The sequence below is a fragment of the Novosphingobium sp. BL-S-33 genome (genome assembly GCF_056857025.1).
The window spans coordinates 760,001-784,349 of sequence record NZ_CM166474.1; the positions used below are offsets into that span (position 1 = coordinate 760,001).

The 24,349-nt window shown below is 62.9% G+C and carries 23 protein-coding genes and 1 tRNA gene (1 of these 24 only partly in view); 9 read left to right on the forward strand and 15 right to left on the reverse strand.

The annotated features are described in order from the left end of the window. The 5 genes from AC1VVM_RS03455 to AC1VVM_RS03475 form a co-directional block, all read right to left on the reverse strand. Positions 1–2,151 carry the 5' portion of a TonB-dependent receptor gene (locus AC1VVM_RS03455; protein ID WP_482902776.1) on the reverse strand. The gene continues 411 nt to the left of window position 1, outside the view, so the window shows 2,151 of its 2,562 coding nt (coding positions 1–2,151); it begins with the start codon at positions 2,149–2,151; the stop codon falls past the left edge of the window. 95 nt (positions 2,152–2,246) lie between these two features. Next, positions 2,247–2,447: a YezD family protein gene (locus tag AC1VVM_RS03460; RefSeq protein ID WP_132387513.1), complete on the reverse strand. Its 201-nt coding sequence runs from the start codon at positions 2,445–2,447 to the stop codon at positions 2,247–2,249. 218 nt (positions 2,448–2,665) lie between these two features. Continuing rightward, the gene (locus tag AC1VVM_RS03465) at positions 2,666–3,109 is read right to left on the reverse strand and encodes an RrF2 family transcriptional regulator (protein ID WP_132387515.1); all 444 of its coding nucleotides are present in this window, start codon (positions 3,107–3,109) and stop codon (positions 2,666–2,668) included. 157 nt (positions 3,110–3,266) lie between these two features. Next, positions 3,267–3,755, reverse strand: coding sequence for a hypothetical protein (locus AC1VVM_RS03470; protein ID WP_482902777.1), 489 nt, complete (start codon positions 3,753–3,755; stop codon positions 3,267–3,269). A gap of 13 nt (positions 3,756–3,768) precedes the next feature. Continuing rightward, positions 3,769–4,560, reverse strand: a complete 792-nt coding sequence (locus AC1VVM_RS03475) for an SDR family NAD(P)-dependent oxidoreductase (RefSeq protein WP_482902778.1) — start codon at positions 4,558–4,560, stop codon at positions 3,769–3,771. 326 nt (positions 4,561–4,886) lie between these two features. Here AC1VVM_RS03475 and AC1VVM_RS03480 point away from each other — a divergent pair, with 326 nt between their 5' ends. Continuing rightward, positions 4,887–5,888 carry a GlxA family transcriptional regulator gene (locus AC1VVM_RS03480; RefSeq protein ID WP_482955846.1) on the forward strand — a complete coding sequence of 334 codons (1,002 nt, stop codon included), beginning with the start codon at positions 4,887–4,889 and terminating at the stop codon, positions 5,886–5,888. A 226-nt stretch (positions 5,889–6,114) separates the two neighbouring features. Here AC1VVM_RS03480 and AC1VVM_RS03485 read toward each other — a convergent pair whose 3' ends face one another. The 8 genes from AC1VVM_RS03485 to AC1VVM_RS03520 form a co-directional block, all read right to left on the reverse strand. Then, positions 6,115–7,194, reverse strand: coding sequence for a tyrosine-type recombinase/integrase (locus AC1VVM_RS03485; protein WP_482955847.1), 1,080 nt, complete (start codon positions 7,192–7,194; stop codon positions 6,115–6,117). Positions 7,195–7,360: 166 nt separating this feature from the next. Next, positions 7,361–7,966: a hypothetical protein gene (locus tag AC1VVM_RS03490; RefSeq protein WP_482955848.1), complete on the reverse strand. Its 606-nt coding sequence runs from the start codon at positions 7,964–7,966 to the stop codon at positions 7,361–7,363. A 57-nt stretch (positions 7,967–8,023) separates the two neighbouring features. After that, a complete protein-coding gene (locus AC1VVM_RS03495; protein WP_482955849.1) occupies positions 8,024–8,284 on the reverse strand; it encodes a hypothetical protein in 261 nt (86 codons plus the stop codon). Positions 8,285–9,306: 1,022 nt separating this feature from the next. Further along, positions 9,307–9,858: a hypothetical protein gene (locus AC1VVM_RS03500; protein ID WP_482955850.1), complete on the reverse strand. Its 552-nt coding sequence runs from the start codon at positions 9,856–9,858 to the stop codon at positions 9,307–9,309. Beyond that, complete coding sequence (locus tag AC1VVM_RS03505; protein WP_482955851.1) at positions 9,848–10,678, reverse strand: TIGR04255 family protein; 831 nt, start codon at positions 10,676–10,678, stop codon at positions 9,848–9,850. The genes AC1VVM_RS03500 and AC1VVM_RS03505 overlap by 11 nt, the downstream gene beginning before the upstream one ends. 304 nt (positions 10,679–10,982) lie before the next feature. Next, the gene (locus AC1VVM_RS03510; RefSeq protein ID WP_482955852.1) at positions 10,983–12,332 is read right to left on the reverse strand and encodes a phage major capsid protein; all 1,350 of its coding nucleotides are present in this window, start codon (positions 12,330–12,332) and stop codon (positions 10,983–10,985) included. Positions 12,333–13,111: 779 nt separating this feature from the next. After that, the gene (locus tag AC1VVM_RS03515; protein WP_482955853.1) at positions 13,112–14,518 is read right to left on the reverse strand and encodes an AAA family ATPase; all 1,407 of its coding nucleotides are present in this window, start codon (positions 14,516–14,518) and stop codon (positions 13,112–13,114) included. Between the two features lie 169 nt (positions 14,519–14,687). Further along, a tRNA-Arg gene (locus AC1VVM_RS03520) sits at positions 14,688–14,764 on the reverse strand. A gap of 136 nt (positions 14,765–14,900) precedes the next feature. On the opposite strand from AC1VVM_RS03520, the gene AC1VVM_RS03525 reads away from it, so the two are divergent. The 8 genes from AC1VVM_RS03525 to AC1VVM_RS03560 all read left to right on the forward strand — a co-directional run bounded on the left by AC1VVM_RS03525 (position 14,901) and on the right by AC1VVM_RS03560 (position 22,391). Next, positions 14,901–15,341: a hypothetical protein gene (locus tag AC1VVM_RS03525; RefSeq protein ID WP_482955854.1), complete on the forward strand. Its 441-nt coding sequence runs from the start codon at positions 14,901–14,903 to the stop codon at positions 15,339–15,341. A 57-nt stretch (positions 15,342–15,398) separates the two neighbouring features. Further along, on the forward strand, positions 15,399–15,884 hold the full coding sequence (locus AC1VVM_RS03530; protein WP_482902781.1) for an MmcB family DNA repair protein: 486 nt from the start codon (positions 15,399–15,401) through the stop codon (positions 15,882–15,884). Between the two features lie 302 nt (positions 15,885–16,186). After that, positions 16,187–17,707 (forward strand): DEAD/DEAH box helicase, encoded by a 1,521-nt coding sequence (locus AC1VVM_RS03535; protein ID WP_132387525.1) that lies wholly within the window; start codon positions 16,187–16,189, stop codon positions 17,705–17,707. A 90-nt stretch (positions 17,708–17,797) separates the two neighbouring features. Beyond that, a complete protein-coding gene (locus tag AC1VVM_RS03540; protein WP_132387527.1) occupies positions 17,798–19,042 on the forward strand; it encodes a murein hydrolase activator EnvC family protein in 1,245 nt (414 codons plus the stop codon). Positions 19,043–19,236: 194 nt separating this feature from the next. Beyond that, entirely contained in the window at positions 19,237–20,646 is a 1,410-nt protein-coding gene (locus tag AC1VVM_RS03545) for a S41 family peptidase (protein ID WP_482902783.1), read from the forward strand. A gap of 11 nt (positions 20,647–20,657) precedes the next feature. Next, positions 20,658–21,137, forward strand: coding sequence for a disulfide bond formation protein B (locus AC1VVM_RS03550; RefSeq protein WP_132387531.1), 480 nt, complete (start codon positions 20,658–20,660; stop codon positions 21,135–21,137). A gap of 5 nt (positions 21,138–21,142) precedes the next feature. Beyond that, on the forward strand, positions 21,143–21,658 hold the full coding sequence (locus AC1VVM_RS03555; RefSeq protein ID WP_132387533.1) for a demethoxyubiquinone hydroxylase family protein: 516 nt from the start codon (positions 21,143–21,145) through the stop codon (positions 21,656–21,658). 115 nt (positions 21,659–21,773) lie between these two features. Further along, positions 21,774–22,391, forward strand: coding sequence for a hypothetical protein (locus AC1VVM_RS03560; protein WP_482955855.1), 618 nt, complete (start codon positions 21,774–21,776; stop codon positions 22,389–22,391). An 83-nt stretch (positions 22,392–22,474) separates the two neighbouring features. Here the strand turns inward: AC1VVM_RS03560 and fabI are convergent, their stop codons facing one another. Together fabI and AC1VVM_RS03570 are read right to left on the reverse strand one after the other, a co-directional pair. Further along, positions 22,475–23,278 carry an enoyl-ACP reductase FabI gene (gene fabI, locus AC1VVM_RS03565; protein ID WP_482902785.1) on the reverse strand — a complete coding sequence of 268 codons (804 nt, stop codon included), beginning with the start codon at positions 23,276–23,278 and terminating at the stop codon, positions 22,475–22,477. After that, positions 23,275–24,285, reverse strand: coding sequence for a YihY/virulence factor BrkB family protein (locus tag AC1VVM_RS03570; protein ID WP_482902786.1), 1,011 nt, complete (start codon positions 24,283–24,285; stop codon positions 23,275–23,277). The genes fabI and AC1VVM_RS03570 overlap by 4 nt, the downstream gene beginning before the upstream one ends. Between the last annotated feature and the right edge of the window lie 64 nt (positions 24,286–24,349).

The window sequence follows — 24,349 nt, forward strand, 5'->3', positions numbered from 1 at the left end:
CGGCGTTTGCGTGCCGGTGACGGTGGTGCCGCCTGAAAGTTCCGGCGGGCAAGGCGCGTCGGTGAACTTGCGATAGGTTGCATCGGTGTAGGAGCCGTTGAGGTAGGCGTTGAAGCGTTCGCTCGGGCGGACCGAGAAGTCCCACTCGACGCCCTGCGAGCGCACTTCCTGCGCATTGGCGAGGTAACCGCGCAGCACGCCATACTGGCCGTTGGTGACGTTGGCCTGGTAATTGCCAATGTCGGAGCGGAAGATCGCCAGGTTGAAGGTCGCACGGCGATCCCAGAACTGGGTCTTGATGCCGACTTCGTAGTTGTGGACCGATTCCGGCTTCACCGTCTGCGCGGCGAGGATCGGGTTATTCTGCGAATCGACCGGCACGCCGTTCAGGTTGATGCCGCCCGACTTGAAGCTCTTTGCATAGGTCGCATAGACGAGGATGTCGGGCGTGACCTTGTAGCTGACGTTGAAATCGTAGCTGAAGTTCCAGTCGCTGAACTCGGGCGAAATTTCCTGCGGGGTGTAGATCGCCAACTGGGCGGTCTGGCGCGCGGTATAGGACGGCAGTCCCAGCAGCAGTTCGTTACCCTGCCCGTCGAACACGCGGCGCTGGTAGTAGCCCTCCTTCTTGTCGTAGTTCAGGCGCACACCGGGCTGCACGGTCAGTTCGGGCGTGACGTGCCAGCTGAGCTGGCCATACAGCGCCGCGCTGGTGTTCTTCAGGTACTGCGTGTTGTAGGCGGTCAGCCCATTGAGCACCGTGGGATCGCAGGCCAGCTTGTTCGATGCGCTGGGGCCGCAGCCCGACGATCCCGGCGGGACCTGGGCATTGGTGCCGGGATTGATATTCCAGCGGCTGGCGGCCGAGCCTTGCGATTCGGTGCCCTGCGTATCGATCCGCTGATAAAAGCCGAAGGCGCCGACCACGAAATCGAAGTGCTTGCCGCTGTAGTTGTAGCGCAGTTCCTGCGTGTACTGGTTCTGCTGCGACGGGTTCTGTGAGAGCGTGACGATCGGCAAAGCAGTGAAGTCACGGTCGTTCGACGGATCCCAGTCCCAGAAGCGCCAGGCAGAAACGGAGGTCAGCGTACCGGGACCGACATCCCACTTCACGCGCACCGAAGCGCCGCCGATCTTGTTCTTCGCCCTCAGCGGCGTGTCGAGGTCGGTCAGGCGATCGTATGGATTGGTGCTGGGCGGCGTATAGCCGAGCGCGGCGGCCAGCGCCGGGTACTGGCGGTTGCTGGCGCGCTGGGTGGGGCCATAGCCGACGAAGACCGAGCCGCAGCAATTCGCATCCTGGGTAGAATAGTCACCGGCGAACGTGATCGCCAGATCTTCGGTGGGCTTCCAGAGCACCTGCCCGCGCAAACCGATATTGTCCTGGCTCTGGATCCACTGGTTGGTCGTCACATTGTAGATCGTGCCGCGACGATCGGTGGTCGAGGCCGCGATACGGATCGCCACATTGTCGGTCAGCGGGCCGGAGACGGCGACCTTGGCCTGCTTGAAGTTGTAATTGCCGACCGAGACCTCTGCCTTGCCCTGGAAATCGAAGGTCGGCTGGTTGGTCGTGATGTTGATCGCGCCGGCCGTGGTGTTCTTGCCGTAGAGCGTACCCTGCGGGCCGCGCAGCACTTCGATCTGGGCAACGTCGAGGAAGTCGAACGTGGCGGAGGCGACGCGCGAATTGTAGACGTCGTCGATATAGATGCCGACGCCCTGCTCGATGCCGTCGTTGGTGAGACCGAACGGCGCGCCGAGGCCGCGGATGTTCACCGCCGTGTTGCGCGGGTTCGACGAATAGAACTGCAAGGTCGGTGTCAGCTGTTGCAGGCGGCCAACGTTGAAGGCGCCCGTTGAATCAAGGTGTTCGCCGCCCACGACCGAGATCGCCAGCGGCACTTCCTGACTCGATTCCTGACGGCGCCGCGCGGTGACGAGAATCTCGCCGCCACGGTCATGGGCACCGGTGCCGACCGACGTGGGCGATTCCTGTTCGGCATCCGCCGAAGTCGTCGCGGCGGCGGCAGAAGTCGCGGCAGCCGGCGCTTCGGATGCCAGCGCCGGCGTAGCGGCCAGTAGCAGCGTAAACGAAAGGCAGGCGAGCGGAAGCGGGGCCGGCAGCGGCCCGCGGACGTGTCTTCTCATGAAGTCCCCCTTGGATTTGTTGTATGGTTAGGGGCCTCACATCCGGCGGTCCGGTCTGCTCGGCAGATTATCGGTGTTCTGTGTGGCGCGCGCCTTTAGGAGGCGAAGCGCTTGCGTTCGGTGATGTCGAGCTGGACCAGCTTGCCATCGTGGACTGTCAGCTGGATGACGCCGTAGCGCATCGTGCCGAGAGCATCGGCAACCACCTGGAGCGGTGCCGGCTTGGGAATGGCGCTCTCGGAATCCCTGGAAAGGTGCAGTCCCGATCGCTGGGTGTCCGTTGACGGTTGAGCCATTGCGAATCTTCCTCTGAGCGCGGCGTTTGAGCGTCGCATTCGCATTGGTATTCTCAACCTAAAAAGTTGACAATACCCCTACCCGAAAGTTTCTGGTTTTCGCGCCAGAGCAAAAACTATTTGCGCCGAAGCGATGCTCCGGCGCGGGCTTGATTCCGAAAGGGGTAGAGGCTGCCAGAAAGGGCAGGAAACCGCCAAAAAGCCGAAGAAATCCGGGATCAGGCGGCTTCGTCTTCTTCCTGCGCGGGGACCAGATCGATACGGTCGGACAGGCGGATTCCGTCAAGGAGATCGGCGGTGCGATCTCGCACTTCGAGCATCAGCGCGCGTGTGCGGCACTCGCCTTCTTCAAGGCAGTTCTTGCATTTTTCATGCGCAAAACGGCTGGCGCAGGGCACCAGCGCCAGCGATCCGCGCATGATCCGGATAAGGTCGCCATAGGTGATGTCGACCGGCGCCACCGCCAGCCAGTATCCGCCATCCTTGCCACGCTGCGAATCGACAATGCCGAAGCGGGTCAGCTCGGAAAGGATCGTCGTCAGGAACTTGGCGGGGATGTTCTGCGCCTCTGCGATCGGCGCCAGTTGTATCGGCCCCTGACCGTAGTGGTCGGCGAGGTGCTGCATGGCGCGGATGGCGTAGCGGGTCTTCTGCGAAAGCACGAAGCCCTCATGCCCCAAGCCGCAAGGCCCATGCAAGCGCGCGCAAGCCCGATTCGCACTTTGTCAGCCATTGCGGTTGGGAATTCGGTGGATAGCTTGCGCGCGCAGGATCCGAAGGTTCCTGCGCGCGCTGCAAGGCCGGTTCTTTCAGCCCCGGTCAGGCCCGGCGCGCGGCGCGAAACGAGAGCGTTCCCAGCCCGATCATCGCCGCCAGCATCACCACTTGCGCCACCAGGAAAGGCGGCTCGGTTCCCGAAGGTGCCAGCGCGTGGAGCGGCGGTACCTTGAGGAATGCCTGAGTCACGAAGGCCAGCAGATTGAAGTAGAGCGCGATGCTGGCGCTCACCGCGTAGACGGCCGCCGCCCTGCCCCGCAGCTTGCATCCGAAGTAGGCGGCGAATGCCACGGCGAGCACCGGGATGGAGATGACGCCGGTGACGAAGGCCGGGGTCGGTCCGTTGAAGGGGAACAGGAACCCCGTCAGCGTTGTCGCCGCCGTGGTAATCAGGAACAGGCCGGAGAGCCCGGCGATGCGCCGCCGTCCGCCAGCGAAGGCGAGGAGGACCACCAGGCCGCTGGCGATTCCCACAAGGCTGATCGCGACATGGAGCGCAGTGAACTGGCCCAGCGTGAGACCGAGGATCATGGCGCGCCCTCCCTCAGTTAGCGAAGACCGCGCCGTAGCGCGCGGCGGGTTTTGCCAGCGAAAGACCGGGGCGCAGCGCCGTGCGGGCGGCGATATAGGCCTCGTACTGCGCCATGTCTGGCAGAGCCGGGATCGTCACCGCCTCCCCCATGTCGAGCCCCGTAAGCGCGGCATCGACCATATCTTCGGCCTCCATGACCATGTGCGCGGGCAGCGCGGCCATCTTCTCCTCGGTCCAGATCGGAGTTCGGGTGATCCCGGGCAGCACGGCCTGCACGCGCACGCCCTTGGGCCCCAGTTCGGCGGCCAGCGCCTCGGACAAGGCCAGGACATAGGCCTTGGTCGCGGGATAGACCGCCGTGAATGCCTCCGGCATCAACGCGGTAACCGAAGTGACGTTGACGATGGTCCCCTCACCCGCCGCCGCCAGCCGGGGCGCGATGGCCGCCGAAAGGCGCGTGACGGCGCGGATATTGAGGTCGATCATGGCCGAGAGGTAATCGGGGTCCGCCTCCAGGATCGTGCCCTCGTTGGCGATCCCGGCATTGTTGATGAGGCCGACGATGGCCGCATCTTCGCGCAGCCGCTGTTCCACGTGCAACAGGTCGCCGGCATTGGCGAGGTCCGCGCCGATCACCTCCACCGAGACTCTCGTCTCCGCTTCCAGCCGGGCGGCAAGATCGGCCAGCTTGTCCTTGCGGCGCGCCACGAGAATCAGGTCGTGGCCCCGGCGGGCCAGCCGGTCTGCATAGAGCGCACCGATACCGTCGGATGCCCCGGTGACGAGATAAGTCTTGCTGGTCATGCCATTACTCCTTTTCGGGAGGAGCCCGGCGATCATCGCTGCCACCGGGTCTCCAGGGTTCGGGGTACGGATGGAATCGAGAAGATGGGCATTGAAGCGGTCGGCCGCGACCTGCGTCAGGCCATGACAGCTCCGCTTGTATACCTTGAGTATGGCCTGCTTGACGATTCCTGCCGTTTCGAGCGCGGAGGCAACGATCCAATGGTCCTTGTCATCCGGGACCACCTTTGCGCTCCATGGGATTGAAGGTACGCTCGGCCGGTTCCGCCCGGAATTGTCGCATGCGACATTGAACAGGCCGATTACGACACAGGAGCATGGCGACGATGACATCGGCCTCCGCGAATTTGGGCCCGCATACCCGCGAAATAGGACTGGTGCTTTACCGGGACTGTCAGGCGGCCATGGTCCACGGCATCACCGACCTTTTCGCGATCGCCTCGCTCTTCTCCACGCGCAACGGCGGACCGGCCCTGCGGATCAGCCACTGGCAACGCGGCAACGACGGCACTTTCGCGCGCTGTCATGACACCGCACCCGAGGAAACCGGCGAACCGGCCGTACTGATCGTGCCGGGCCGCCTGACCGGTCCGGCCGACCGCGACGAAGCCGCGCCCTATGCCGATTGGCTGCGGGACCGCCACGCCCGTGGTACCACGCTTGCCTCGAACTGCGGCGGCGCCTTCATCCTTGCCGCCACCGGACTGCTCGATGGTCGCCCAGCGACGACGCACTGGCTCTTCGCGAGTGAGTTGCGGGACCGCTTCCCCGAAGTGCGGGTCGATGCCGACCGAATCGTTATCGAGGATGGTGACCTGATCACCGCCGGCGGCCTGATGGCCTGGACCGATCTGGGCTTGCGGCTGGTCGACCGCCTTTTGGCCCCCACCGTGACGATCGAGACCGCCAAGTTCCTGCTGATCGATCCCGCCGGGCGCGAGCAGCGCCACTATTCCAGCTTCGCCCCCCGCCTCACCCATGGCGACGAAGCGATTCTCAAAGTCCAGCACTGGCTGCAATCGCGCGGCGGCCGCGCAACGAATCTTGCCGAAATGGCGCAGCAGGCAGGCCTGGAGGAACGTACCCTCCAACGCCGCTTCAAGGCCGCCACCGGCATGAAGCCGATCGAGTACGTCCAGCACCTGAGAATCGGCAAGGCGCGCGAGCTGCTGGAATTCACCCGCCGCCCCATCGATCAGGTTGCCTGGACCGTGGGATACGAGGACGCCACCGCGTTCCGCCGCACCTTCCACCGCATCCTCGGCCTGACGCCGGGCGACTATCGCGCACGCTTCCACAGCGGCGCCGACCTCGCGGTCGCGGCGTGAAACAGGCCCTGTCTTAATGGGGTGAGGCAAGGCCGAGCGGGCAGAAGTGCGCGCTGAGGCCGAAATATGGGAAATGGTGCACCCGACAGGATTCGAACCTGTGGCCTCTGCCTTCGGAGAACTTGCCGCGCGCGGACTTCCGCCGTTTTTGCTGGCGTGTTCTCGCTTTGTCGCCGGGAACATACCGGGAAACGGCGTTTGAAACTGCAACATAACTTGCACAATCCTAGCGACGGTTGGCCGCGCGCTTGGCGACGTCCATGTAATCAGGGTGGTGATGCGCATAGAGTTCGGTGGTTCGGGCATCGGTATGTCCCAGCCAACCAGCGATCAGGTGCAACGGGACGCCGCGTTGAGCCATCCAAGTGCCGCAGGTGTGCCTCAGCGTGTGCGGAGACACGTCGAACAGCCCGACCCGCTTGCACGCACTGCCAAAGCTGCCATTGCCGCGCATCTCCAGATCCCCGTTCCAAGCCCCGCCGATATCTTTGATACGCTGGCCATTGTCGTGAACGACGAAACCAAGCGCCGTTCCGCGCTGCCGGGCGTACCTCAGGAATGGAAGCAGCCGAGACGGGATTGGTTGACCCCTAACCTTCCGCTTGTTGGTCCTTCGGGTACCGATCGCTGCGAAGTTGATGTAGCCCCCTTCCAGATCGACCTGTGGCCAGCGAAGCGCCAAGATCGCACCAGGGCGAGCGCCCATGTAAAGGCCGATGAGAATGAAGAGCGGGAGATAAAGCCTCACGTTCGAGTATCCAGTGCGGGCAGCATTGAGCAATGCAGCTGCCTCGGCATGCGTCAGCCAACGGTCGCGTCCATCAGGCTTTTCCGGCAGTTCGACGAACGGCACGCGGGTTAGCCGCCCTTCCTCGAATGCGAAATTGAGCGCCGCCCTCAGAGTGCTGAGTTCGCGTCGCATCGTTGCCGGCGCTTTGTCACGCCAGGTGGAATATGCCCGACAAGTTTGCTTGGTTATCGCATCGACGTTCAACTCACCCCAGTATTCGAGGAGCGGAAACATCGCGTGCGCAATTCGTTTGGGGTCGGCCGTTTGAGGCGCGTGGAGCGTGCCGTAAAGGTCGAGCGCGCTCGCAATGGGGTATTGTGCTGGTTCAGCCGGACCTATCGGCCGTTGAGATAACTCACGTTCCCGCAGGAAGCCGGCGAGCTGGACTTCAGCCTCTCGGCGGTCTGTCGTGCCAGTGCTGCGGCTCCGCTTACGGCCGCCTTCGTACCAGACGATGTAGATGGATGGACGCCCGGCGATGTGCTCAAGCCGGGGTCCGAGGTTTGGTCGGGGCATGTTTCCTCCTGCGCCTCGATCCAGGCGAGCGCTTTATCCAATGGGTACAGGTACGCCTTACCCAGCTTGTTTCTCGGCATGCCTCGCGCAGCCAAGGAGCGAACGGTCCGGGCAGAAATGCCACCGACTTCACGAGCCAGTTCCTCTGCCGTCACATAGCGGGGCATCAAGCGCCCCCCTGTTCGAGCCAGGGCCAGCGCAGCTGCGATACCTGCCCCCAGTTGATGACCACGGCGCTCGTAGCCTCATGCGCAAACGCATGCGAAAGACTGGCTGCGATATGCCAAGTACCCGCGCGATCCGGCCATGCTACGAAGTCCCCGCCAGGATCACCGAAATCGACAGCGACCCAAACCTTGGTACTTTGGTCGAATGGGATCGCTGCCCGGCAAGCGCGAATTTCGCTAACCTGCGCATCTGTAAGCGCGTGGGCGTCGCGAAGGTAAGCAAGCTCTTCCTCAACTGCGGGCCAGTCCGGCAAGCCGAGCATCTCAAGCCAAAACTTGGGCTTAAGCACGCTGTCATAAATGGCAAACGCGTGCCTGAGTTCGCTCACGATTGACCGCATCGCCGCCACGTTTAAGCCAACCGCGCGGTACTCGTTGAGCAAGGCAGCAATCATGACCTCGCGCCGCCCGTAGCGTTTGTGCGCGCGAGGCTGCGACTGATTGCCAACGATCAAACTCTGCCGGTCCCAAAACACAACAGCGTCCTCGGGAGCGTTCGAGAGCGCGCAAAGGTCAGCGCGGCTGAATACGGTTTCGTCTGCCATAAGCTTCAAATAGGACCATCGATCCTTTTTGTAAATAGGATCGATGGTCCTATTTTATCAGGCAGCCTTGCCGGTCGAGAGAACGCCCAGCTTGTCCGAAATGTCTTCGACCTGTTCAGAGAAGTGCTTGGTCATATGCTCCAACGCACGAAACGTCCTGCTCTGAGAAGGAGACAGATCGTCATTGCCGGCCAGCATCCACATCAGATCGGATGCATCTTCGATCCGCACCGAAAGCTCGTCGAGGACGTTTCGCAGCTCCAGAATTTCGGAGCGAACTTCGTCTGGGATGCCCGGAGACATTTGCATATGCATCATGATCGTTCTCACTAGAACGGCCTTCCACAGCCGTGATCCCAGGTAGCGGACCTGGTGCCGGGAGGGTGGAAGCCTGCTAGTGAGACAGGTGGAGCGTTTTCCCCAAAAAGGGTATTGTATGTGCGCTCCGCTCCCGACATAAGGGGTCGGCAAGCGGCGGACGCCAATCCACGCTTTTCAGACAGCCGCCAAGCTGTCCCGGCAGATGATACCCACGCCAATGGGACCACCTGCTTCACTAGTCCGGGCTTCCACACCCACTAGGCATCATGCCCATACAACAAAAACAACGCAACCCTCTCTCACCAAAAGGGAGGGCTAAGCGCGCTATCGTGCGGGCGCCACTATGTCACCGAAGCGGGACAGTTTTAGCTCTGCGACCAACGTCCATTTGCGCTGAGGCGGCTCTTTCCTATGCTCGTGATTACACGGCCCCATGCTCTCGGCAGTGTCAGGAGCATGACCGGCTCAAGCTGATGCCGCAAACCAACGTGGTCCAGATAAGCTACACCACCTCTCTGGGCACGATCACGTGCGGCGGTTTTGTTCGACGACCAACAAGCCTCGCGAACTTTGTTTTTTCACTAGCCGGGGGTTTCAGAGCGTATCGAGCGTCCCGAAAATTATTGAGTCCGCGCCATCCGGAATTTTTACCCAACGCGCAGATCGCGCGAGAACTTTGCGCTGACGCGGGCTTGGTTTACCATAACATTCGCAATGGTTGGGGTTGTCTGGGAGCGGAACTCTGATGATTTTGCATCCCGCTGCTCGAATTTCAGCTGCAGTTATTCGCACGACCCCAAATGGCGGCCGCTCCGCTACGGTGTTTGTTAAATCCGCAGCAGTTTCCCAAAGAGTTACCGAAAGGCCGCCATCCGGACTTCTCTCTACGAAGTTCGAACTGTCGGGACGAGGCGGATTCGCGACCCACGTCGGAGGGATGCGGCGCAGAAGACGGGCGCTATCCATTATCGAAGCGTCGTCTTCGATACCCTCACCCGCCTCCCCCATCGATCAGAGCTTCACACGACCTTGCAGATTTTATGAAGAAGCGGGAGCACCCGGTCTGAAGTACCGGGCTCCTGAACTTCGATAACTTCTCCGGTATCGAGATCCTCGAACAAGCCCACGCAAGCTCCGTTTGGATCAACATCAATCTCCAACTCGCAATTGGCTTTATGCCAACGCAAACCGAGCCCGCCATTTGACCGCAATATCACCTTAGGCTGCTGGCAACGCTGTAGCCCAGCGATAGCCAATTCGAGCGCGGGTTCCACAGCGCCATCGTTAAGAGGCAAACCACCGTACGAATCCCAGTCGAACGGCAACGCTTCAATTTCACGGATCGCGTCTGCGATAGCAAAGAGACCAGCAGGCTCTTCGTTCGACCGCATATTTTTGTAGTTCGCCTGCACCCCAGCGCGAAGGCCGAGGTCAAAAACCATTTCGCGCTGCTCCGCTTTCGTCGCGACGCGAGGCCGCGTGTTCATGGCTCCATCAATCGCGAGTTGAGCTCGCGAGATGGGTGCCGGCGCGTGAAGGCGCTGGTCCGACAAAACTGCGTTACTCGCCATGCTTCTGCTCTCCCCAGAAATTCCGCATACGATCAGTCACGCTCGCAAGGAATGCGTTGTTGATCATAATGTGGGCATGATCGAAAAATTTTTTAGCTTCGTTCGCGGTGCGAATTGTGGACGCGCTACGAGCGGTAAGTTCGAATTGGAATGCCTTAGAGCCATTCACGCCAAAAACTGGCGAGATCACGCTGTGCAGGCGCCCAATTGGCTCTCCACTTTCACCAACCATCCTATGCACGCGCTGGCGAACATAGGTTTCGGCTACCAGTCCAGATACGTTCCATTCGAATGGATCGACCCTAAAGGCCTCGGCCATGTCATCGAAATCGGCGCCGAAGTCTTCGACAGGAATGACGTTAACATTCGTCAGCTCACCCTGTCTGAGCTGCGGCGCGTGGCCATAGCGCGACAACAAGAAGCTCGCCCACAGCTCGTAGAGCTCCCATGCACGCTCGGAAGTCCGTTCGAACCGGGGATATGCCGCCTCGTCTGAATTACGAAACCAGTTGAAAACGAACTTGTCGTCCTGCAGCTGGACCAATTCGCCATTCTCTGTAGCTTTAAACACAGTCTTTGGCAGCTGTGACGCGGCGCTGATCGTGAATTCAGGTTGCTGCTCTATGCCATCAAACCATTCCGTGGTGATCGGCAAGCGGATTCCGGTCTCCACCTCGGGGAATTGATCACGAATCAGCGGCCAAAAGAGTCCAGGGTCTACAATGGAAAGCTCGCGAACCCGCTCGAAACCGACGGAAATCGCTTGCTCAAAGATGGGGGGGCGCCTGAAATGAGGCCTCTGAAGGGGCTTGTCTGTCATGCTCGGCTTTCCACTAGATCGCTTGAATCTACTGGGGTACCTCCTGTCAACTGGTTATCCACAACTTGTGGATATCCTAACCATTAAGAGTGGGAAATCGCAGACGGTTCCAAATCGGTCGTCACCTAACGTATTAAGAGCCGCAGAACAGGCCGTGGATATGTGCGGCGCTGCGAGATTGAACCCATCAATACCCGATCTAGGGCCCGCCCCGGGCATCTCGCTTTTCGCTTTTGGCCCCGCCGCATGGGCCTCATTGGAGAGGAGCGGATTACCAGCGGCCGGTCCCCGACCGCCGGATCTGTTAAGGCCGGATGCCTGCAATGCGGGTGAAGGCCGCTGGATGCGTGATGCCAATGTCAGCCCGCATCCACGCCAGGAACCCAACCTGCATGTTGCTCATGTAGGCCTGGTCGAGCCGCTGGATAACAAGCTCCTGGCGCATACCAAGGATTGCTTGGCCAAAATCACCTTGAATTACGCTGGATGCGTCTGACGCAGTGCCCTGCGTCTCGTTGATCGGGAACGAGTTCGTAGTAAGTTTCGGGATCTTGGCAACATCGGCCGGGGGCTCCAAATAACGCCCCTCACTGTCTTTCAGCTTACGAAGTGACTGCATTGTCCGTGGATTCATAACGGCCGCTGTCGTGATCGGGACGTTCTTCGACTCGGTCGAATACATCGCATCAATAAAAGCATCCCACGTCGGAGAACCGCCGTCGGCGCCCATCGACACGCTCCCGATTCCTGAAACGTTGGCGATGCCAAGAGGCATGTTGTCAGTTTCGCCCGTGCCGAAGAAAGCGGCTCGATCCAGTTCTTGGGCCAATGCTTGCACGATTGCCAGCTCTAGAGCATCGCGCGCATTCACCGTGTCCTGCAAGAGTTCGACCGAAACTTTCACCAAGGCATGAACCATCTTAGGAACGAAATCCAAGGCGCTGAAGGTCATGTCGCTGGCAGAAATCGGGGCATTTTCAGCACGCCATCCCGCAACTGGATCACTGTCGATCCGTAGAATGCGCGTTTTCATGCCCTCAAGCACGATCGTCTTTCCACCTGCCCGAATAAACTGCGTGGCATTGCGAAGGCGATCGATGAATTGAGGTAAGACGGTGAGGGGGATACTGTACCCGCCAGCGCTATCGCTGCCCTCCGAAAGAGCAGCCCTAATTTCGGGCGTCTTCGGCCCATTCAGCAATGCCTGCACGTACGCACCTACCCCCATATTCGGGGTTTCATCGTTACGCGGCGATGTCTGGATGGTGTCTGTTAGCTTTTCAGAACTGGCGAAGATGTGGACGGGCGAACCAGTTTCCGCATGTACCCATCCGCTAGACGTAGAGGCCACACCAGTGGCCCGGTCGCCATCCACCGAAGCCTGGATTTTCGCATCGATCATGTCGATCACGGCATACCAGCCATCGAGGATGGCATTCGAATCGCCGTTCCAGGAGTTAGTGTTCGTGGATTCCACGATACCCTTCGCGTGCGCCACGATCCGGTTACGAACTCGTCGATAATCGGCCGGGTGCCGTGCAGTCTCTAGAGACGACTCTACTTCCTCAAGAAACTTTCGGTCGTGGCTTTCCATTCGAGGGCGCGCTGCCGCGACCTGGTTGCGCAGCGACGACATATTCAATTTTGATTTCATGGGTATGTGCTCCGAAACGTCAAGCGCCCGACGCGCCGACGTGAATGCGGACAGCTGAATTGCTGCTCGCGTCGTCGGCATGTCGGGCGCTCGGAAAGGCCGGTGCGCTTGCCATGCGAAGCGCCGGGGAAGCCAATGGGGCTCCGGCGCACAAGCATGGTTTAAGTGCGCCGAAACAAAAAGACAAGGGCCAGCAGCAGTCACGGGCGGCCTGAATCAAGGGGAGTCTTCGAGCCTTGGTCTTGGTCGGCAGGGGCAGCTCGCCTGCGCCAAGCCTGCGATGCCGAGTTAAGCTCACGTGCGTAGTTGAGCAGAAGTGTTGGGATCGTGATCCCGATTGCAGACGCAATCTCCTGCTGGGTGGCCAACGCAGCATGCATGCTGCGAACCAAGGCCCGAAGGGATGGCGAGGGCATATGCCGTGGACGCCCCCGCAGGCCATGGCGCGGGTCAATCGGGTGCCCGAATAAATCGAAGTCAGACATAATGCGCCTCGGACGAGCTGGGGAAATAAGTCGATGGTGGAAAGGCCGCTTCGGGCCGACCTAAAGTCCCAGCCAAACACAACACCTGCGACGGCACGGCAGGCCGCTCTGGGCGATGATCTCAACGCGATGTCAAAAGTGAGGCTCGTCGGATGCCTTCGCTCCTGCGCTATCTGAACAGTACCCTTGAGGTGATGCCAGCGGTGAAAGTTGATTGGTCGGGAAAAAAGTCTGCGAATGAGGGAAACGCGGTCTAGAGGCGCGTGGCCTTCCCAACTTTCGACCGCCCCCCGGTCAGTCCGACGCGGCATCGTCGCCTCCCCACTCTAGGTCGTCATCGGAGGGCGCGGGCCACCCATCGGGGGCCACGCCCTCTCCTCCGTAGGAGGAGGGGTGTCTCTGCCGCCAATTTACCTCACGTCGCCCGCTAGCAATATCAAGGCATTGAGCCGCTTTTCTGGTGGCGTTGCCCGCGTTGCCCGCAGGTGTCTGCCGCGCGTCGCCCGCAGCGTCACCCGCAAGCGCAGAGGCGTTGCCCGCGACCTCTCGGATGCCCTTCGCGCGATGCCTATCGGTGCGAAGCCAAGGCAGCTCGCCCGTCCCGATCACACCCATTGCGAACAGCCTGTTCATCGCCAGCTTCATGCGTTCGCGGCCGACGCCCTTGCTCTCTCGCATCTCCGCGAACTCGCTTGGGGCGAAGGTCGCTGACGGCGATGCAGACACCGCGCGCTGTTCCTTGAAGCGCTGACGCAAGCAGGCAAGGAACAGGTCGTTATCGCTGGACGCCTGAGCGCTCTCGCGGAGGTGCTTGAAGTATTCGCTGGGCACCTGATCGTCAGTGAGGAAGGCACCAGCACACCACCGAAAGGGAATATCGCTGCCGCTCGGCCCGTAATTCGCCTTCGGATTGCTGATCATCCGCAGGTCAGCGTCGCCTGCTGTCTCGCCCCGGCGCATGACGATGCGAGATCTCACCTTGTTGTGCCACGCCACACTGCCCAGCCATTCCTCGCCCGCCTTGTTTGGGTGATGCAGAAGCAAGAACGCTGCGCCGGCCCGGATCGCAAGGCCAGTCGTGAGGTTCACGAACTCTGCCACCTGGTGAATGTCGTTCAGGTCGCCGGCCATCGCGTCCGTCACGTTGTCGAACACGATCAAACCTATGCCCAAGCTCAGCACATCGGCTTGCAACTGCTCCCATCGACCCGTGGGCTGTATCTCGCCAGTATCCTTGAAGGTCGCCAGCGCCGTATCGAGCTCGCCGCAGAGCGAGGCCAGATGAAGCGCCCCGCTCAGCTCGCCGATCTCCACTCCGAGGCTGGCGCAGATTGCCGACTGACGGCGCCACAGTTCGTCCGCGTCGTCCTCGCAGGTAATGTACAGCGTCTTGGTTCTGACCGTCTCCAACCCAAGGAGCGGGGCACCAACTGCCGCGTAGGTCGCCAGTTGCTGAGCGAGGAGGCTCTTGCCGACGCCGCCCATCCCGGTCAGCATCGTTGTCTGTTGAAGCGGGAGGAGCGTTCCCCAAAGGAATTGACGCTCCGGCGGCTCTCCTTTCCACCGACCGAAATCGACAATGGGCAAACCGCCGCCGACCTTCAGGGGGATTACCTTGCGCCCTTCGGCTGCCGCGCGTGCGTCCTCTAGGTGCTCATCAACGTCGGCAGAGGAGTGGTCCTGATATGCACGCGTGGCCATTACCCGAAGCTGCTCAAGGTCAGCTTTAGGACGCTCGGCACCTCCGTGATTCGCATCCGAGAAAGGGTTGCGAGTCACCATCAGCTTCGACCCACCGGGGCGATACTGACACATAACTCACACGCGCAGGCCGAGAAAGGCCGCCGATTTACGCTAAGTTGTTGATTTTTGGTGCACCCGACAGGATTCGAACCTGTGGCCTCTGCCTTCGGAGGGCAGCGCTCTATCCAGCTGAGCTACGGGTGCAGTGCGGGGGCGACTAGCAGAGCATGCGCAGGGTTTCCAGCCACAAATGATTTCATCCACCGCGAGAATGCCGTAAAATTCTCAGGCCGCACCGGGTTAGGGAATTGGCAAGGGGCTTCGCGCTATGAATCCGGCCATGGACGCAACGGGTATCATCTCGGACGGACACTGGTCGGACACTCAGGCGTCCGAGCACGATTTCGTCGACTCCTGGCCGCAACCGGCAGAAGCGGAGTCCGCACCCGCCGCTTTGGGATCCATCGCCATCAAATGGGCGGCGCTGCATCAGGCCGGGCAAGTGGTGGCCGCAATTGCCGGTATCGAGGGCGAGAGCCCCAGCCTGGAAGCCCGCGCCTTCCCCGCCATCATGCGCGAAACCGGCGGCTGGCGTTGCCGCCTTGCCGAGCAGGGCATCGAAGACCTGACCGCGATCATGGAACCGGGCCTTTCCGCCCTAATCGCCGCGCTCGATCGCGGTGCCGATCCCCGCGCGGCAGCGCGGTCGCTGTGGACCGAATTCGTCGCTGCGCGCGATGCCATGGTTGCACTCGCCCCGCCGGACGCACTCAAGCTGTAAAGCCACCGGCCCCATCGGCCGACTTGTAAGTTCCTGCTATGTTCTTATGATAGGGACATGGCCGACGTCGATTCTCCCCTTTCCTCGTACACCTCGGTCGACGTCGCACGCGGCGTCGGACGGCTGTTTGCCCGCAACGACATCTGGTGCTTGCCGGAAATGCCGCTGCGCTGCGGCCGCCGGGCAGACCTCATGGGAGTCGATGCCAAGGGCCATGTCATCATCGTCGAGATCAAGGTCAGCCGCGCCGATCTGCTGGGTGACGGGAAGTGGACCGACTATCTCGATTATTGCGACCGCTTCTACTGGGCGCTTCCCCCTTCGCTCGATCGCGCGCCGCTGGAAACCGAGCTGTTTCTGCCGGAGCGCTGCGGCGTGATCGTCGCCGATGGCTATGATGCCGAAATCCTGCGCCCGGCCCCGCTCCACCAGCTTGCCGCCGCCCGCCGCAAGGTAGAGACCGAGCGCCTTGCCCGCGCGGCGCTGCGCCGGCTGGTGACATCGGGCGATCCGCAGACCCTACAATGGGGCAGCGAAGCCTGAAGCGAGCGGGCCCGCCAGCGCGATGATTCCCGTCAGCGCGACCCTCATTCCCCTAACGCGCAATTTTCTTGCGTTTTGCCGCGCCGCACACTAAATGCGCGTCAAGCAACCGGCGCGCGGGATCCGTTTTCCCGCCGCAATCCGAGAGCAGCGTGAGGTTTCCGGCGTTCGACGCCAGATCCGGCCCGGACGAGCGGTTGCACCTGAACCAGCTTCCTTCTTCACGCAGGGTCGCCAAAACGACACCTAGCTCCGCGCGCCATTTCCTATCCGCGCGCCCGGGCTGCTTGTGAAAGTGACTTATGTCCTATTTCTCCGAACTTGGTCTGGCCGAGCCGATTCTCCGTGCGCTCGAGGCCAAGGGCTATACCGATCCCTCGCCGATTCAGCGCCAGGCCATTCCCGCGCTGCTTGAGGGCCGCGACATTCTTGGCATCGCGCAGACCGGCACCGGCAAGACCGCCGCGTTCTCGCTGCCCTCGCTGCACCGCCTTGCAAACGATCCCAAGCCGCGCACCAACGCCGGCTGCCGCATGCTGGTGCTTTCGCCGACCCGTGAACTCGCGGCGCAGATCGCCGACAACATGCGCGGCTATGCCAAGTTCCTGAACCTTTCGGTCCAGTGCATCTTCGGCGGCGTTCCCGCCGGCAAACAGGCCCGCGCGCTTGAGCGCGGCACCGACATCCTCGTCGCCACGCCCGGCCGCCTGCTCGACCTGATCGACAGCCGCGCGCTGACGCTGCGCAATGTCGAGATCTTCGTGCTCGACGAAGCCGACCAGATGATGGACCTTGGCTTCATCGTTCCGCTGAAGCGCGTCGCCGCGCTGCTGCCGAAGCAGCGCCAGAGCCTGTTCTTCTCGGCCACCATGCCGCAGGCGATCGCCGAGCTGGGCAAGCAGTTCATCAACAACCCGGTGAAGGTCGAAGTCGCTCCGCAGTCGACCACCGCCGAGCGCGTCGAACAGTACGCCACGTTCATCAACCAGGCCGAAAAGCAGGCCCTGCTGACCATCCGTCTGCGTGAAGGCCTTGCGCCCGACGCCGCCGAGAAGGCCGAGCACGGCGCCATCGACCGCGCACTGGTCTTCACCCGCACCAAGCACGGCGCTGACCGCGTAGTGCGTCATCTGGTCGCTGCCGGCATCCCCGCCGCCGCGATTCACGGCAACAAGAGCCAGGCCCAGCGCACCGCCGCACTGGGCGGCTTCCGCCAGGGCACCGTGCGCGTGCTCGTCGCCACCGACATTGCCGCGCGCGGCATCGACGTGTCGGGCGTCAGCCACGTCTACAACTTCGAAATCCCGAACGTGGCCGAACAGTACGTCCACCGCATTGGCCGCACCGCGCGTGCAGGTGCCGACGGCGTGGCCGTGAGCTTCGTCGCGCCGGACGAGAAGCCCTATATCCGCGACATTGAGAAGCTGACCCGCGTCAAGCTGACCGCGCTCGGCCTGCCCGAGGACTTCATGAAGGAAGCCTCGCGCCTTCCCGCTCCCTCGCGTCAGGCACCCGCCGCGCCGCAGGGTGCACGCGGCAACGGCCAGGGCAAGCGCAACGGCGGCAATGGTGGCGGCGGCAACCGCAGCCAGCAGCCGCGCGGCGATCGCCGTCCCGGTGGCGAAGGCCGCCGTGACGATCGTCCGCGCAGCGAACCGCGTGGTGACGACCGTCGCCGTGACGACCGCCCGCGCGGCGACGCCCCGCGTGGCGAACGCCGCGAAGCCGGCACCGAAGAGCAGGGCGAGCGCAAGCGTCGTTTCCGTCCGCGCGGCGGCAATGGCGTCGGTGCGCACAAGAACGCCGTTCGCCGCGCTGGGTAAGCAGCAGGCCGGAGGGTTTCCTCCGGTTGTTGCCCTTCCCGCCTTTCGCCCCTCTTTCCGTCGGACTCCGAGTGCTCTAATCGAGCACTCGTGAGCCCACGCAACCGCACAATTCTGGCAGCTTCGACCGCCGTCGCCATCGGCGCGGTCGTGCTTGCCGGACAGGGCCTCAGCCGGGTCGGCGCTCTTGCGGTGCTGGACCCGGCGGTCGATGCGACCCGCGCCCAGCAGGACATGATCGCCGCCCGCCGCGATGGCGAGGCTGCACGGCGCCGCGCCGAAGCGCTTGAGGCTAAGGCACGCGGCGTCAGCGCGCAGGCCGAAAAGACCGGACGCGAGGCCGCTGCCCTTGCCGCGCGCATTCAGGAAACCGAAGCGGGAATCGCCGCGCAGCAAGCCAAGATGCGGCTGATCGCCTCTCAGCGCGTCGCCTTGCGGGAACGGCTTGCGGTCCGGCAGGCCCCGCTTGCCCGGCTGACCGGCTCGCTGCAATTGCTGAGCCGCCGCCCGCCGATCCTCGCCATGTTCCGGCCCGGCTCGGTGCAGGATGCGGTCTATCTGCGCGCCCTGCTCGACACCATGCTGCCGCAAGTCCGCCGCCGTACCGCCGGCCTGCGCGCCGAGATCGAGCGCGGCCACGCGCTGGAGAGTCAGGCGTTGGCCGCCCGCGAGGAACTCACCGCCTCCGAAGCACAGATGCGCGAGCGGCGCGGCAAGCTGGCCGTACTCGAAACGCGCCAGCGGCTCGCCAGCCGCGAGGCCAGCGGCATTGCCGCGCGCGAGGCCGAACACGCGCTCGCCTTGGCCGAAACCGCGCGCGATCTGGGCGATCTGGTCGACGAAGTGGGCCGTCAGGGCACGCTGCGCGAACAGCTGGCCGCCCTGCCCGGTCCAGTCATGCGGCCCGATCGGCCCGAGGATGCGCGCGTCATCGAAGCCTCCCGGTTCGATGCGCCGCCCGAAGGGCTGGCGAGCTATATCCTGCCGGTGACTGGCCGCGTGGTGACGGGCTTCGGCGAAGTCCTGCCCGGGCAGGCGCCGTCGCGCGGGCTCTCGCTGGCGACGCGGGCCAATGCGCAAGTCGTCGCACCGGCGCCGGGCCGCGTGGCCTATGCCGGGTCTTACAGCGGCTTCGGACGCATCGTCATCATCGAACACGAGGGCGGCTGGACCTCCCTAGTCACCGGCCTTGCCCAGCTGGACGTGGCGGTGGGCGACAGCATCGTCGCCGGATCGCCGCTGGGCGCGACCGGCCCGGGCGATCCGCGCGTGCAGGTCGAACTGCGGCGCGGCGGCGTGCCGGTCAATCCGCTGCAATATGTCCGTTCGCTCTGAGATTGCGGTGCCGATCCACCCGCGCCCGGTCTCATCCTCCCATTCATCACGCCGCTGGCAATTGCTGCGGCGCATCGGTAGAATGCTGCGTTGACTGACACGTGCAGCATGACAGTCAAGAATGTCCCCGGCCCTCATCATGGCCCCCATCCCGGTCGTTGCCGGACGCGATTCACGAGAGGCGATCAAGCCCGATGAAATTTGGCTCTACCAAGTTCGTTTCCTTCCTCCGTGCGACCCTACTGGTTTCCGCGGTTGCCGTGCTTCCTGCGGCGACATCCGGGCTGGCGGCGGTGGACGGCAATGCCGACCGCGAATTCCAGAAGCTCTTCACCATCTACGAGCTGATCAAGGCGAACTACGTAGACCCGGTTGACGACGACAAGCTGCTCAAGGGCGCGATCGACGGCATGCTGGCCAGTCTCGATCCCCATTCGAACTATCTCGACGGTCCTGCCAAGCAGCGACTGGAAACGATGATCGACGGCAATTACACCGGCCTCGGCCTCTCGGTTGTCGAAGATGACGGCGCCGTGAAGGTGGTTTCGCCGTTCAAGGGCAGCCCGGCCGAGAAGGCGGGCATCAAGGCGGGCGACTACATCACCCACCTCGACGGCGTGCTCTATTACGAGCGCGACCTTGACGAGGCGGTGGAGAAGATGCGCGGCACCGCCGGCACCTCGATCCGGCTGACGATCTTCCGCCCCGGCCGCGACCAGCCTTTCGACGTGACCGTCACGCGCGGCGTGATCGAGCTTGAGCCGGTCACCTGGGAACTGAAGGACGATGTCGGCGTCATCTCGGTCAACGAGTTCTCGCGCGATGTCGGCAACTTCGTGAACAAGGGCATTGCCGACCTGAAGCTTCAGGCTGCCAAAAAGGGCACCAAGCTGGACGGTCTGGTGCTCGACCTGCGCTCCAACCCCGGCGGTTCGCTGGATGAGGCGGTGGCGCTGTCCGACTTGTTCCTCGATCACGGCACGATCGTCTCGCAGCGCGGCCGCATCGCCAGCGAAAACCAGTATTACCGCGCCGAAACGGTGTTCAAGGGCGATGTCGTCAAGGGCATGCCGCTGGTCGTTCTGGTGGACGCGGGGTCGGCCTCGGCCTCCGAGATCGTGGCCGGCGCCTTGCAGGACCTGCACCGCGCGGTGATCATGGGCGACCGCACGTTCGGCAAGGGCTCGGTCCAGTCCTACATCCCGCTCGACAAGGACAGCGCGGTCAAGCTCACGACCGCCCGGTACTACACGCCGTCGGGCCATTCGGTGCAGGAAGGCGGCATCGTGCCCGACATCAAGGTGCCGCAGCTTTCCGATCCGGACGCGCGCTCGCGCGCGGAGCGGGCTGTGCGCGAATCCGACTTGCGCAGTCACCTGATCAACGAGGCGGCGATCAACGACAAGGAACTGGAAACCGACAAGGCCGACGATCCGCGCTTCAAGATCAGCGCGGATGAGCTGAAGAAGCGCGGCATTACCGACTTCCAGCTTACTTACGCGATCGACACGCTGCGCCGCACCGCCGGCAAGCCCGCGTTGGCCACCGCCGCAACGCCCGCCACGCCGGGCTCCATCCCGAGCGCCAAGCCGGGTAAGGACTGAAAGCGCCCGCAATGACCGTTGCCGTTGCCGCTCCCCTGCGCGCCGCCCGCCTGCTTGCGCTGGCGATCCCCGTCATCGCGCTGGGCGGGGCCTACCTCAGCCAATACGGCTTTGGCCTCCACCCGTGCGAGATGTGCTGGTGGCAGCGCTACGGCCAGATGTTCGCGCTGCCCTTCGCCGCGCTCGCCTTCTTCTGGCGGCCGGTGCGCCCGCTGGTGGCGGTGGCGGCGCTGGGCATCCTGACTTCGGGCCTGATCGGCGGCTTCCACGCCGGCGTCGAATATGGCTGGTGGGAAGGCTTCACTGCCTGCACAGCCAGCCCCTTCGCGGCCGGCGGCGATCCGATGGCCGCGATCATGGCCGCCCCGCTGATCCGCTGCGATGTCGCCCCCTGGACTCTGGGCGGTGTTTCGCTCGCCGGTTTCAACTTCCTGCTTTCCACTTTCGGCGCGCTGGCGGTCTTCGCCCTTGTCGCCCGCAGCAAGGACTGACCGTCATGACGTCCCCCAAAGCCGCGCGCATGCTGCGCGTCGATCAGGCCGGCGAATATGGCGCAGTGTGCATCTATTCCGGGCAGATGGCGGTCATGGGCGCCCGCGCCCCGCTTTCGACCGAGATTGCCGGCATGGCCGAGCAGGAGGCCGAGCATCAGGCCCGTTTCGACAAGATGATTGCCGAACGCGGCGTGCGCCCCACCCTGCTTCAGCCGGTATGGTCGGTCGCGGGTTATGCGCTGGGCGCGGCAACCGCGCTGATCGGGCCCGAGGCGGCGATGGCCTGCACTGCCGCGATCGAGACCGAGATCGACCGCCACTATACCGAGCAGCTTGAGGATCTGGGCGACGAGGATCCCGAACTGGGCGAGGTGATCCGCAAGTTCCGCGATGACGAGCGCGAGCACCGCGACGCGGCTCTGGCCGCCGGGGCCGAGCGGGCACCTGCCTATCCGCTGCTGTTCAATGCCATCCGACTGGGATGCCGCGTGGCCATCAAACTATCCGAAAGAATCTGATTTTTCGGAGAGATGTTGACGCAGCCTGTCGGATGGGCGCACGCTTGCGCTACCTTTCAAAGGCCACATACCCTATATCATTGACTGCGACATACTCTCGACTGGAGCAATTCCGATGACGCGCCTCCTGACCACCGCCTCAGCCATTGCCACTTTCGGCCTCGGGTTGGGGCTGACCATGGGCGCGCCACTCGCAGCAGCGCAGGCACCCGCCGCACAGGAACAGTCCGAAGACACGGGCGGCGAGCGGGTCAACCAGCTCATCATCTACGGCAACGACACTTGCCCGAAGTCGAGCGCCAACGAGATCACGGTCTGCGCGCGCAAGTCCGAATCGGAGCGCTACCGCATTCCCGAACCGCTGCGCGGTCTCGATTCCCACGCCTCGGAAGCCTGGTCGAACCGCGTCCAGGACTATGAGACCGTCGGCGCTTTCGGTAACATGAGCTGTTCGCCGGTCGGTCCCGGCGGCGCGTCGGGGTGTACCCAGAAGCTGATCAACCAGGCTTACTCCGAACGCGCGAATGCTTCCGACGTCCGCTTCGGCGAACTGATCTCTGCCGAGCGCCAGAAGCGCCTCTCGACGATCGACGCACAGGCCGCAGCCGACCAGAAGCGCGTCGAGGAAGCGGAAAAGGCCTACTTCGACCAGCAGGCACGCCAGCAGGCCCAGACCGATGCGGCAGACGCCGCCTCGAACAAGACCGACACGCCGCTGCCCAAGCCGAAGTAAGGCTGCTTCTCTCGGGAGCGCCCATGAAAAAAGGGCCGGAGGATCGCTCCCCCGGCCCTTTTTCGTATCTTCGGGACGCGCGCTCAGCTCAGCGCGATATCCGGCGCATCTTCCTGCTTCATGCCGACGACATGGTAGCCCGCGTCGACATGGTGGACTTCGCCGGTGACGCCCGCCGAAAGGTCCGAGAGGAAATAGAGGCCCGAGCCGCCGACGTCTTCGATCGTGACATTGCGGCGCAGCGGCGAGTTCAGCTCGTTCCACTTCAAAATGTAGCGGAAATCGCCGATCCCGCTGGCCGCCAGAGTCTTGATCGGGCCTGCCGAGATCGCGTTGACGCGGATGTTGCGCGGGCCAAGATCGTTGGCGAGGTACTGCACCGAGGTTTCCAGCGCGGCCTTCGCCACACCCATGACGTTGTAATGCGGCACGACCTTCTCGGCGCCGTAATAGGTCAGCGTCAGGATCGAGCCGCCATCCGACATCATCTCGATCGCGCGCTTGGTGACGGCGACCAGGCTGTAGGCCGAGATGTTCATCGTCATCAGGAAGTTATCGAGCGTGGTGTCGTAATAATGGCCGCGCAGCTGGGTCTTGTCCGAATAGCCGATGGCGTGGACGATGAAGTCGATCGTCTCCCACCGCGCCTTGAGCTGGCCGAATGCCGCGTCGAGCGCGTCCATGTCGGAAACGTCGCAATCGATGAGGAAATCGCTGCCAAGGCTTTCCGCCAGCGGCTTGACGCGCTTGGCTAGGGCTTCGCCCTGATAGGAGAAGGCCAGTTCGGCGCCCTGTTCGTGCAGCTTCTTCGCGATGCCCCAGGCCAGGGACTTATCATTGGCAAGGCCCATGATCAGGCCGCGTTTACCCTGCATCAGACCGGTCATTCGTGTTCTTCCTGTGCTTCGTTGTTCTTGACGGCAGAACCGCCATTACCGTTCCCGCCCCCGGCAAGCATTTCCTGCTCCTCGGGGCTGACGGTGAGGGCCGCGTTGAGTTCGGCACCCGCAACCATCCCTAGTCCGACAAACCAGAAAAAGAAAAGCGCGATCATCACTCCGGCAAGGCTTCCGTAAGTCAGATCGTAAGCGATGAAATTGCGCAACACTCTGGGGAGTGCCCATGCGGTGGTGAGCCACCATGTCGTCACCAGTACCGCGCCAGGCCACCGGGGGAACCCTCGGCCCTGATAGCGCGTCGGCGCAAGCATGTAAAAAAGCACGTAAAGCGAGCCGAACAGCGTGCCCGTGGTGATCAGGCGCGACATCGCCAACTGGTAGTCGAAACGGGCGAGACGCGGGAACAGATCAAGCAGCACTTCCTCGATCAGCGAGATGAAGACCTGCGAAGACAGCGACAGCAGCATCAACAGCACCGCGCCAAAAATCAGCCCACCCGATATCAGCCGGTTGCGCCAGAACGCCCGGCGCTTGGTGATTCCATAGGCACGATGGAGAATATCGCGGATCGTTTCGATCAGGCTGGTCGCCGTCCACACCCCCAGCGCGCCGCCGACCCAGAGCAGCCAGCCGTGCCGCGCCCGCACTGCATCGCGCGCGACCGGGGCCAGCGCTTCTTCCACGCGCGGCGGCAAGGCCGCAAGCAGGGCCGAGATCGACTGGTCGAGCTGGCCCTGTTCGCCGAAGGCCGAATAGATCGCCGCCACCGCGATGCAGAACGGGAAGAGGGCAACGATCGTCATGTAGGCCAGATTGCCCGCGTGAATGAACCCGTCTTCCCAGGTTCCCTCGATGACGCGGCGGATAATGACGAACGGGCGCGTGGTCAGGTTGGGACGCGGAATGCGCGGCCCACGCCCCTCATGCCAGAGCAAGGCTGCCCGCCGCCGCGCCTCAGGCGTGATCGGGGGCTCGTTCGGCGGATCGACCTGCACCGGGCCGACATAGGCATTGTGAGCGAGTTGTTCAAATCCGGTAAGGATTTGAACATCATTTAAC

Excerpts from the sequence above, each read along its gene's own strand:
- AC1VVM_RS03460 (WP_132387513.1), bottom strand. The coding sequence starts at position 2,447 with ATGGCTCAACCGTCAACGGACACCCAGCGATCGGGACTGCACCTTTCC.
- AC1VVM_RS03470 (WP_482902777.1), bottom strand. The coding sequence starts at position 3,755 with ATGATCCTCGGTCTCACGCTGGGCCAGTTCACTGCGCTCCATGTCGCG.
- AC1VVM_RS03475 (WP_482902778.1), bottom strand. The coding sequence starts at position 4,560 with ATGACCAGCAAGACTTATCTCGTCACCGGGGCATCCGACGGTATCGGT.
- AC1VVM_RS03480 (WP_482955846.1), top strand. The coding sequence starts at position 4,887 with ATGACATCGGCCTCCGCGAATTTGGGCCCGCATACCCGCGAAATAGGA.
- AC1VVM_RS03485 (WP_482955847.1), bottom strand. The coding sequence starts at position 7,194 with ATGCCCCGACCAAACCTCGGACCCCGGCTTGAGCACATCGCCGGGCGT.
- AC1VVM_RS03490 (WP_482955848.1), bottom strand. The coding sequence starts at position 7,966 with ATGGCAGACGAAACCGTATTCAGCCGCGCTGACCTTTGCGCGCTCTCG.
- AC1VVM_RS03495 (WP_482955849.1), bottom strand. The coding sequence starts at position 8,284 with ATGATGCATATGCAAATGTCTCCGGGCATCCCAGACGAAGTTCGCTCC.
- AC1VVM_RS03500 (WP_482955850.1), bottom strand. The coding sequence starts at position 9,858 with ATGGCGAGTAACGCAGTTTTGTCGGACCAGCGCCTTCACGCGCCGGCA.
- AC1VVM_RS03505 (WP_482955851.1), bottom strand. The coding sequence starts at position 10,678 with ATGACAGACAAGCCCCTTCAGAGGCCTCATTTCAGGCGCCCCCCCATC.
- AC1VVM_RS03510 (WP_482955852.1), bottom strand. The coding sequence starts at position 12,332 with ATGAAATCAAAATTGAATATGTCGTCGCTGCGCAACCAGGTCGCGGCA.
- AC1VVM_RS03515 (WP_482955853.1), bottom strand. The coding sequence starts at position 14,518 with ATGGCCACGCGTGCATATCAGGACCACTCCTCTGCCGACGTTGATGAG.
- AC1VVM_RS03525 (WP_482955854.1), top strand. The coding sequence starts at position 14,901 with ATGGACGCAACGGGTATCATCTCGGACGGACACTGGTCGGACACTCAG.
- AC1VVM_RS03530 (WP_482902781.1), top strand. The coding sequence starts at position 15,399 with ATGGCCGACGTCGATTCTCCCCTTTCCTCGTACACCTCGGTCGACGTC.
- AC1VVM_RS03535 (WP_132387525.1), top strand. The coding sequence starts at position 16,187 with ATGTCCTATTTCTCCGAACTTGGTCTGGCCGAGCCGATTCTCCGTGCG.
- AC1VVM_RS03545 (WP_482902783.1), top strand. The coding sequence starts at position 19,237 with ATGAAATTTGGCTCTACCAAGTTCGTTTCCTTCCTCCGTGCGACCCTA.
- AC1VVM_RS03550 (WP_132387531.1), top strand. The coding sequence starts at position 20,658 with ATGACCGTTGCCGTTGCCGCTCCCCTGCGCGCCGCCCGCCTGCTTGCG.
- AC1VVM_RS03555 (WP_132387533.1), top strand. The coding sequence starts at position 21,143 with ATGACGTCCCCCAAAGCCGCGCGCATGCTGCGCGTCGATCAGGCCGGC.
- AC1VVM_RS03560 (WP_482955855.1), top strand. The coding sequence starts at position 21,774 with ATGACGCGCCTCCTGACCACCGCCTCAGCCATTGCCACTTTCGGCCTC.
- fabI (WP_482902785.1), bottom strand. The coding sequence starts at position 23,278 with ATGACCGGTCTGATGCAGGGTAAACGCGGCCTGATCATGGGCCTTGCC.